Genomic DNA, 8,951 nt, shown 5'->3' with positions numbered 1-8,951 from the left:
AGTCCTTAAACCTATTTCCAAATTTCCGTCTGAGCTAAATTTATTTCTTTCAAGATAAAAAATGCCAATTTCTTTATTTGAACTAAATACCCTTTGTTATTAATTGACAACTATCAAAAAATTAATAGAATCAAGACTTTCAATATCAGATTTTATTTCTACTAACTAAGTAGTTTTTAAACCTAAGGTATCGAATAGCAAGCTCGCACCAAATAAATTATTAGTTCCCTCAACGTTTGCTATTTAAGGATCAAACTCCTTTACATTTTCAGGAAAATTGATATCAGTTATTTCAACATTAAGCCGAGAACCTCCAATACCAAAGTTTGCATCTGTTGTTTCAAAACCCACATCAATTGGGACCAGATCGCCTACCTTAACCGTAATGTTTCCATTTTCATCAAGAGAGGGTGAATTTAAAGACCACTGAATAAAATCTTCTTCCTCTTGAAAAGAAGAAAAAAAGATTAATAAAAACACAAGAGTAAAACTTCCGAATAAATGGGGTAATAGATTCATGGACCTAATTAGGATTTAAAGATATTTTTAAACTCACTCTTTGATACATGTTTTTAACTGTTTGATGTAAAATTAAAAATCCCCTTTCACGAACAATTTTGCTTGAATCGAAGAATGGCAATTAAGATAGTTTCACTCACATAGATTCTCCCCAGCATTGGTTGTTTAGCTACTTACAAAGTTCCCAAATCAGTTAAGTGCCAGGACTGCTTAAAAAGTATCCCTTGTTTTTTATTAAGGATAATTCCTGCAGCAAATGAAAGCTGTACGACCATAGGGTGCGAACTATCATACCTGTATGTTTCCTCATAAGCGATACAATAAGCATCCCAAAATTTGTGCTCATGAACTACTCCTTTATCTTTAGGTCCATTGAAGATAATACTTCCATTTTTACGCATATCTGACTGGGTCATCCAGTTCATCAAATAATTAGCTTTCTCTTGTTTTTTAAATATTACATTAATTACACCACCCTTCACACGGTCGTTGGGTTTGGACTGGAAGCCTACAGGCTGATGAAACTCCAACTCATACTCCAATAAGTTAAGCTCGAGATCATCCATTAAAAGTTTTCCTTTATAAATCATTAGTTTAAAAAATTTATTCAAAGACAAAAAAACCATCCATAAAGATGTAATTGCATTATCTACAATTACATCTTTATTGCTATTTTTTGAAACTAGCCAAAAGTATTATACCTGATAATTAATTTTTTGAACACCTAGACTCTCTTGCATATTACCACACTATTTTCTCTAATTCCATTCATATAAATTGGAAGATCATGGTTTACATACTTTGCGGTACCATACCAAGGTGGTTTTAAATAAAATACCCAACGATAAGCTTTTTCCTCTTTATTCAATACCTCAATTCTTTCCTCATGGCGGTCATTATAATCGTTTACAAAATGATAAAACAACCGACCAAAATCCATACGGATGGGAGCTTTAGCCTTAAAACTTGTTTTATGAACATCATTGGTTGTTTTGTAAAACTCAAGATTCAAAAAAATTAGGTCCTTAAGTTCCCCATCATTTGGCTCTGAAAAACCATTTTGAACAGGAAAGACCCAATCCTTCATTATTTTCATGGGAATGGCAATGGCTTTGATAAATGTTCTTTCAAAAAAAGAAGGGATCAAGAAACAAAAATATGCTGACAGCATTAAATGTAAAAAATCTGTTTTAGCAAGGACAGTACTCACGAGAGTTAAAATAAACATCCCATAAAGACTAATGATCAAGCTGAAAAAGATATGTTTTCCTACCGCTTCCTCTTCATCAAATGCCTTGAAATAACTATGAACAAATAATACATGTACACTTCCTAACAACAACAAACTCACTTGTATATAGATGAATGTTTGTTGTTCCTCCTGGAAAAGACTACTGTAACCCAAGAAAGCATTGAGGCCAAAAACCAAAAAACTAAGAATAATGTAAATAAGTACTTTCTTTTTATAAAATTGAGAGTAGTTATTAACCAGCTTAGAGAAGATTACGGTACAAAGGATACCCAATGTAAATAAAATAGTACACAGAGTAATTAATTCAGTGCTAAATAGCTCATTAAATGGTGCTTTCATACAACAAATTATAAAATTGTGGTCCACCCTAAACGGGCATAAAAATCTTCATTACCAATTTGAAACTTACTTTCTTTTTCTTCAATGAGAATTCGAGTATTTACCTCCACTTCAAGGGGAAGAAAAAAACTATAAAAAACATCCAAGAATCGTTGATTTTGACCTCCTTCCAAATAGTGACAGGTTTGTTCACTTTTGACAGGCCCAATACAAACTTCTAAGTAATAGGTATCGTCTATAAAAGTACCTCCACAAGTTAATTCAAGCCCAAGCCGATCCATCCCCAATGGCTTTTGTTGTTTGTTGTGCACGATCCTATTATTTGCTATTTTATTAAGCGAAACTTCTTCTCCAATAACAGCTTTAAGGCATGGTAAAAAAGTATTCAGATCCAAGGCAATCTTCCAGGCCCAAGGTAACAATTGGACCATCTTGGAAGTCATCTCTATAGGTAGGTCCTCCTCAATATCCCAAAAGTTCCTAGTAAAATCACTGATTTTCGTACTATTGAGTTCTTTAAGAATTCGTCTTTCCTCCTGCTCCTGAAATACTCTTTGCCATAAAAACTCATTTTCAAAGGGAGCAAAAAATTTCTTAGCGTTCTTTTCCTCTTTTTTCCTTTTTATATAATCCTTCGCCCACTGGCTGGTTTTTTTTGAAAGAGGATCTTGGGCCTGATGAAACATCGCTTCGGGAAGTCCGTGATACAAACCATCTCGGGAAAGTCTTAAAACAATATTATCTGTTTTTTCAAACTCATTATAAACCAGTTCAAAATCCAACAGATCATTACTGTAACTTCTATTAAAAGCCCCTTCAAAGGAGAATAGAATCTCCTCAGGATCCATTCCCTCTTCGAGCATATTGGCAATTAAGACTTCCACACGGAGGTCAAAATCTTGTTCCTGTATCCTCTTTATTTCTTCTACCACATCAGTAGGCTCCATACTATTCGGATTTAGATTAACTTCAAGGATGGGTTTAACCAAAAGAAAAAGGCAAAAGAGCCAAAATCTTCCTAAGCTCATTTCTCATAAGTAATATCGAAAAAAAAATAAATTAGTTATTAAACTTGATGTTAAAATTCCATTAGAATTTTATTAAAAAAAGTTTACACGCTATTTGTTATCCTATTTTTTATTAAATAGCAACTACTCCTTACTTCAAAGAGATAAAATTCTATTTAACAAAATAAAGCTTCATTTTACTTATTCAATAAAACCATTCCCTAGGATGCAATTATCAAAAGTGAAACTCACTTATTATTAAAAGGACAACCAGAGGAGTTTCCTATTCGTTTGAACAAATCATCAACTATATATAAATGTTAAAATAAATAAAATAGTAAGTAAAAAATAAGGTGAAACATCTAATTAATAATAGTATAATTAGCCCCTGAAGTTGGCCGACATTCTCCTGGGAAGAGATAAGAAAAATTAAAAAACGGGGTTTGGAATTTTTTACATTCCTTTGCAAGCCCTTACAATTTAAAAAGGATCCACCACCTGCTTTCTATAGAAAACTTAGGCGAGAAACTCGGCAAATAAATTGGAATTATACATCTAAGACTTATACCTACCTATTTAAGACTTTTTTTATTACAGAATTTTGATTGAAAGTTTTTTTAAAAATGGCCCAGAATAAAAAAAGAATCGAGAATGACCCAAGTACTCAGAAAACATTCAATGACAATTCGAGCAAAAGAATACCCTCAAATTTTAGTGGGTATATTTACCAAACTTTCCTTTTCTTCTTCCTAATTAGTGCAGTAGTATTTTTCTTAAAAAAGAAAGATCATGTGAACTGTGAAGATGTCCTAAATTACATAAAATCGGATAATTACACTGTGGGTAGTCTGATTCAATTTCAGGATGAATCATATGGCGCCAAAAGTTGGGAATGGGATTTTGGGGATGGGTCATCCAAAGTAAGAAAAGCCCATGCTTTGCATAGTTTTAAAGAAGCAGGACAATACACTGTTACGCTAATCATAAATGGAAATTGCAAAACCGAACATGTTTTAAATATTGAGGAAAAAAAGCCTGTCTTAGACAGCACCTTATTGCCTGTATTTACCCTGCCAAAAAGTGTGCAAGTCGGCAAGGCCGTAACATTTAAAGACAATACCCCCCATGCCAGCAGCTGGCAATGGGACTTTGGGGATGGAACTACTATTAACTCAACTCTAAAGGACCCCAGCCACACCTATAGCAGCCCAGGAATAAAAACTGTATCCCTGATGGTAAACAATGACCACCATAATATCACCCAACAAAAAATAGTAGTAACGCCAAGAAAGAGCATAAGAAAAAAAATAGAAGTGCACAAAAATAAAGCACCTAGCCAATTAAAAGCTTTAGAGAATCACAACCCTGAAGAGTCTCAAGGTCCCTTGGAAGACATAAGAAAAGAGGCTTTATTAGTACCACGGAGCCAAAAATCAGATGAACTTAGATTAACGCCTGAAATTAGTGACAAAGAATTTGAACAAAAGCTCTTTCAAATTGCAAGCGGTCGTAAAACCAAGGAAGACCTGCTTGAACAACTTTGTGGGAACCTTGATATTCCTGTAGTAAAAAACGACAAAGAACTGATCTCTTTTTCAGAATTATGCGATGATATCAAAGGGAAGAAAATTAAAATTAATGCCCTTGAAATAAGACGTAATCAATTAAGGTGTATTTCTGGGATTTCCATTTCTTATAAGAAAAAATGGTTTTAATACCCATTAGGTAATTATCCCATATTTTAATGCCGGGTTTTAACCAAGCTGTTTTTACATAATACTTCTCTGGCTTGCAATACAATACTTAATTATTAAACATAAATAAAGAAAGTATGGCAACTTCAAATGATCAAATCTTCACATTTCCTGAAGAAATGCAAGTTAATAAACTTGTAAGTATCAGCGTGGACGGACAAGAAGACCCCATTGAATTTACAGATCTGTCTTTAGATCAACCCCTTTGTGACCATCAGGAATTTTCTTTCCTCTGGCATTACAATAGAGAACTTATTCTATCGACAAATGATCAAGCAAAATTTGTGGAAAACCATCTAGGAGTCAAAGTAACCATCACCTTTAATTCAGCTCAGGGAAAAATATTCTTCATCGGGTTAATCACTGCCATCCAGATCCAAAGCCCCGATGAGTCCAGCACTTCTTTTTTGATCAAAGGTCTCAGTCCTACCATCTTTTTCGATGATATTGAGCAAAGCCAAACATACATTGATACCACCCTAAGCGATGTTCTAAATCAAGTGCTTAAAAATGCTCCTTCAAACCTCTACGATGCCAGCAGCTTTGACCCCGGAAAGAATGATAAAATTCCTTATGCCGTCCAATATAATGAAACAGACTTTCAGTTTATCTCAAGACAGGCAAAGCGCTATGGACAATGGATGTATTATAACGGGGTAAACCTCCGGTTTGGCAAACTCGAAAGCCCTGGACTTACTTTAACCAATGGGGTGAATCTACAAAATCTAAAAACCTCCACACACATAAATAGTCCTAAGATTGCCGTAAGTGCTTATAACTTTAAAGGGGCTGAAAAATTAAAAGTGGAAACCATGAAAGGACAGCAGAATTCCGATAACCGCTACAGCCAACTGGCCACACAAAAAAGCAATGATGTTTTTTCCCGAAATAACCGGTCCCATTCCTACCTAACCACCGCAGTCGACCAGAAAGATTTGGACAAAACCAACCAACTCCTACAAGATCGTAACGAAGCAAACATGCTTACGCTTTCTGGCAAAAGTCATGAACCTTTACAACCTGGCTGGATAATTACCATTGCAAATGGAGAGGTTTCCAGTGATTATATCATTACTACCGTAAAGCATCATTCCATAAATGAAGAAAATTATCAATGCCATTTTACTGCTATTCCCAAAAATGTTAGGGTCCCTCCCTATACCAATCCGTTCATCTCCGCCCAAGCAGCTTCCCAACCCGCTGAAATAATTGATAATGAAGATCCAGAAGGTTTAGGTAGGGTTAAAGTCAGGTTTGTATGGCAAATGGAAAGTGACTGGATGCGTATATTAAGCCCATATGCCGGCGATGAAAAAGGCTTTTACTTTATTCCTGAAGAAGGTGAGGAAGTGCTAGTAGCTTTTGAAGGAGGAAATGTAGAAAAACCCTATGTGGCAGGAGCCCTTTTTAATGGAAAGGACAAAACTGGACACAAACCCAAATCCAACAACATTAAAGCCATACGTACTCGCAGTGGACACACCATTGAACTGATAGATACCAAAGGAAAAGAAGAAATACACATTTACGATAAAGGAAAAAAAAACTCAATTATCATGGCCTCCCATGAGGAAGAGTTTCAACTTCTGTCCAGCGGGAAAATTATTATACAAGCCAAAGAAATAGAGTTTAGTGCCAAGTCTGCCCTAAGCATGGCCACAGAAGGAGTCCTAAATGCTACGGCAGATAAGGATCTTAACCTTGCCAGTAATAAAGGGGACGCTACCTTAAAAGGAAGCTCAAAGGTTACAATAAAAGCAAAAAATGCAAACGTGACAGGTGATATGGATTTAGAACTTAAAGGAGGTAAAAATGCTAGTCTGAAAGGAGGCCAAACCTCCCTAAAAGGAACAGCAGGGAAAATCGACATCAAGTAAACTAATTAACTTAACTAAAAAACAAGAAGAAAATGGCAGGAAAACCCATAGCAACAATAGGCAGCATGCATATCTGCCCTAAAGTAGAAACACCCCCAGCACCTGCTCCTCCTATACCTCACGTAGGAGGACCAGTATTGGGACCAGGTGTTACCACGGTATTAATAAACGACAAACCCGCTGCCGTAAAAGGTGATAAATGTGTTTGCGTTGGCCCCCCAGACTCCATTAAAGAGGGTAATGCCAACGTACTTTTTAATGGTAAACAGGTAGCCACTATGGGCAGCAAGACGGCTCATGGTGGGTTTATTTCTATAGGTGACCCCACAGTATTGATAGGCTAATAGTAGTAGGGTGATAGCCATCGTCGAAAAATTCACAGATCCAAAAAACTCATGAAATAACTGAAAATGAGACGGTGGCTTTAAAAATCGACTACCAAGAAATAAGTTTAAAATCAGCTAAAGTGAATAGGGGGGCTAAAAGCCTGACAAAAACAGAACTAGCAAATAGCTGTATATTCCTAATCATAATGAAATAACAAATATCCACCCAAATAAAGTCAAATAACTATTGTCTGCCGAGGGTCTTTTTAGGACCTCTTCCCATTCAAAACACTCGCTTTGATTCTGCTATCAGAACTTTGGATATCTTTGGATTTAGTTCTTTGTCAAGTTCTCAATTCTTTTCTTCTTTGTACAAGAAGTTCTCTTAGCACTTGGTGTTCATAGGTACAGATTAAAATTACCTAAGTAAAAGAAAGTTGAGCACCTGGGGAAGTTCTAGATTAAACTTTAAAAAGTTTGATTTAATAAATTTTCTGGCTTACAATATTTTAGGGGCCTAAAAAATGATATTATACCATAGGTCATAATTTCCATTTTTGATTCCTCTTACACCAGGGACAGCTTAAGAGTTACTAATGGTAACAAACCCATCTCATCTTACTTGGAATTATTTAACTTCCCGAAGTTTTAATGATTTCTTTAGACCTTTTGAAATTCTAATCCTATTCTAATCCCATTCTGTTTTCATTTAATAATGAGAAGTTTACCTTGCATATATACAAAGAATAGATAAGCTATTCAGGGCATTTAAGATAAATAGGTAAGAAAACTATAATCGTTTATTCCAATTTTCTCGTATAAATGATACAAAGAGTGAAAATGTAGATTCACTACCAACTTCGGGTGAAAACCCTACTCACAACCTATTGTTATTAGATGCAACATTTTTAAAAGATAACCAATACAATAGCCCTTTTAATAGGAAAAAAAATCAAAGAAATCCTTTAAGAAGAAGGTTTTAGGAAGAAAATATAACTCAAATAGAGATGAATAAAGAAATTGGTTTTTTTTGTAGGGTTTCTTAAAGGCGTGAAATGGAGAAGGCCTAATTTTTACCATTAAAATTAATGTGGGTATAGTCTAACACTACCTGAAATTAATGAAAGAAATACTTTAGAATTTCCAAAACTTAAAAACCATTCAACCATGAAAGAAGTAAGAAGAAGCGATTCCTTTAACGAATGGGAGGTAGTAGAGGAGCCAAGCCCCAACCTACCATTAAACATTTCCTGTTTTTCCAATTTTTTTAAAAGGAAGAAAAAAGAATGGACAATTTTAAATAGGGACCAAGGCAGGTTTCAAGTATTTGAAGAGGAAGAAGAGGAAAGAGAAAGACATCGACAGGAAGAATTACGACATCGTCAGGAAAGAGAACGAAGACGACACGAAGAAGAATTACAAAGAGAAAGAAAAGCTGCAGAAGCCAAAAAATGGGAACCTGCACAAGTAAAAAAAAGACTACAGAGGAATCGAGATCTTGTGGGCCAAACAATTTTTAAAAAAGCTATAGAGTATGCTGGACTACCTTTGGAGACCGCATCTTTGGAGTATTTAAGCACTTTTAAACGTGCTAGAATTGGTGACCAAACGGCAAGAGCAAAAAATTCTCAAGAGGTGCTCCAACTCCTTAGGGATATTGAAGTAATAAAAAAAGATGCAAAAAGGATCCCTTCATTCCTTAATACTGATTTAATTTTGCTCACACAAGAAGTAGTCATGGGTGAAGTTCATTATGTTGGAGGGGAAGCTGGCGACGATACCCGATATCAAGAAAGTGAAGCTGAAAGTAGTTATCCATTTTAACCTTAAATAAAAGAACCAATACCTTATCCGACTGATAATTTTGTACCTTCAAA

8 protein-coding genes are annotated in these 8,951 nt (G+C 35.2%); 4 read left to right on the top strand and 4 right to left on the bottom strand.

Annotated features, from left to right (window positions below; translation table 11 throughout):
- Window positions 1–243 precede the first annotated feature (243 nt).
- From E1171_RS13955 to E1171_RS13940, 4 genes are all read right to left on the bottom strand, one after another.
- Window positions 244–519, bottom strand: a complete 276-nt coding sequence (locus tag E1171_RS13955) for a hypothetical protein (protein WP_155206645.1) — start codon at window positions 517–519, stop codon at window positions 244–246.
- Between the two features lie 173 nt (window positions 520–692).
- The gene (gene tssD, locus E1171_RS13950; RefSeq protein WP_155206644.1) at window positions 693–1,109 is read right to left on the bottom strand and encodes a type VI secretion system tube protein TssD; all 417 of its coding nucleotides are present in this window, start codon (window positions 1,107–1,109) and stop codon (window positions 693–695) included.
- Between the two features lie 134 nt (window positions 1,110–1,243).
- Entirely contained in the window at window positions 1,244–2,110 is an 867-nt protein-coding gene (locus E1171_RS13945; RefSeq protein WP_155206643.1) for a TssN family type VI secretion system protein, read from the bottom strand.
- 8 nt (window positions 2,111–2,118) lie between these two features.
- On the bottom strand, window positions 2,119–3,057 hold the full coding sequence (locus E1171_RS13940; protein WP_187696453.1) for a type VI secretion system baseplate subunit TssG: 939 nt from the start codon (window positions 3,055–3,057) through the stop codon (window positions 2,119–2,121).
- 683 nt (window positions 3,058–3,740) lie between these two features.
- Between E1171_RS13940 and E1171_RS13935 the strand changes: the two genes are divergently transcribed.
- The 4 genes from E1171_RS13935 to E1171_RS13920 all read left to right on the top strand — a co-directional run bounded on the left by E1171_RS13935 (window position 3,741) and on the right by E1171_RS13920 (window position 8,898).
- Window positions 3,741–4,832, top strand: coding sequence for a PKD domain-containing protein (locus E1171_RS13935; RefSeq protein ID WP_155206641.1), 1,092 nt, complete (start codon window positions 3,741–3,743; stop codon window positions 4,830–4,832).
- Between the two features lie 116 nt (window positions 4,833–4,948).
- On the top strand, window positions 4,949–6,748 hold the full coding sequence (locus tag E1171_RS13930; protein ID WP_155206640.1) for a type VI secretion system Vgr family protein: 1,800 nt from the start codon (window positions 4,949–4,951) through the stop codon (window positions 6,746–6,748).
- 32 nt (window positions 6,749–6,780) lie between these two features.
- Window positions 6,781–7,092: a PAAR domain-containing protein gene (locus E1171_RS13925; protein ID WP_155206639.1), complete on the top strand. Its 312-nt coding sequence runs from the start codon at window positions 6,781–6,783 to the stop codon at window positions 7,090–7,092.
- Window positions 7,093–8,241: 1,149 nt separating this feature from the next.
- The gene (locus E1171_RS13920; protein ID WP_155206638.1) at window positions 8,242–8,898 is read left to right on the top strand and encodes a hypothetical protein; all 657 of its coding nucleotides are present in this window, start codon (window positions 8,242–8,244) and stop codon (window positions 8,896–8,898) included.
- Window positions 8,899–8,951: the final 53 nt, after the last annotated feature.

Origin of the sequence: Xanthovirga aplysinae, from assembly GCF_009711365.1 — a bacterium.
Lineage (GTDB): Bacteria > Bacteroidota > Bacteroidia > Cytophagales > Cyclobacteriaceae > Xanthovirga > Xanthovirga aplysinae.
The sequence above is the reverse complement of the archived record's forward strand: the minus strand, read 5'-3'. Positions and strand labels throughout refer to the sequence as shown.